The organism is Klebsiella sp. EMBS2024, assembly GCF_036233805.1.
Classification (GTDB): Bacteria; Pseudomonadota; Gammaproteobacteria; order Enterobacterales; family Enterobacteriaceae; genus Klebsiella; species Klebsiella pneumoniae.
This window is the reverse complement of the sequence record NZ_JAZARW010000001.1, coordinates 5,124,808-5,125,438: the sequence shown is the minus strand read 5'-3', so window position 1 is coordinate 5,125,438 and position 631 is coordinate 5,124,808. Positions and strand designations below refer to the sequence as shown.

The following is a 631-nucleotide window of genomic DNA, read 5'->3' as shown; positions in this document are numbered from 1 at the left end:
ATTAATTTCATCAATATTTTTATAACTTTACATTAATGAAAAGTTTTCTTTTTGCCGTTTATTCCAGGATTTTCCTCAGGCGTGAAGGGTTCCGGTAAACACTATTTTTACTAGTCGCTGTACGAGTCTTGATGGACATATTCACTCGATGAATTAACTCAGGAGAATACTTGTGACGACGTTAAAACCTTTGCTGGCCCGCAACCGCAGCTGGGCGCTGCAGAAGTGTCAGCATGATCCGGACTATTTCGAAAAATGGGTCGACGGGCAGCGGCCCCACTCGCTGTGGATCGGCTGCTCCGACAGCCGCGTGCCCGCCGAGGTGCTCACCGGCAGCCAGCCCGGCGAGCTCTTTGTCCACCGCAATATCGCCAACATGCTCGATCCCGCCGACGACAACGTCATGAGCGTCCTGCAGTATGCCCTCGACTACCTTGAGGTGGAGCGGGTGGTGCTCTGCGGCCACTACGGCTGCGGCGGCGTGCAGGCGGCGCTCTCCCTGCCCACTCTGCCGCTGGCGCAGGAATCCTCGGCGCTGGCTCGCCGCATCGGCCAGTTGCGCCGCACCCTGCATCACGAAATTGCGCAGATCGCCGATGGGTGTGGTGTTGAGGCCTCCCCCGGCGCCAGC

The 631-nt window shown here is 57.4% G+C and carries 1 protein-coding gene (cut by a window edge); it reads left to right on the top strand.

From position 1 onward, the window contains the following. Positions 1-172 precede the first annotated feature (172 nt). Positions 173-631: the 5' portion of a carbonic anhydrase gene (locus tag VZP09_RS23550; protein ID WP_328795435.1), read on the top strand. It continues 222 nt past the right edge of the window; 459 of the gene's 681 nt are visible here — the first part of the coding sequence; its start codon is at positions 173-175; its stop codon lies off the right edge, out of view.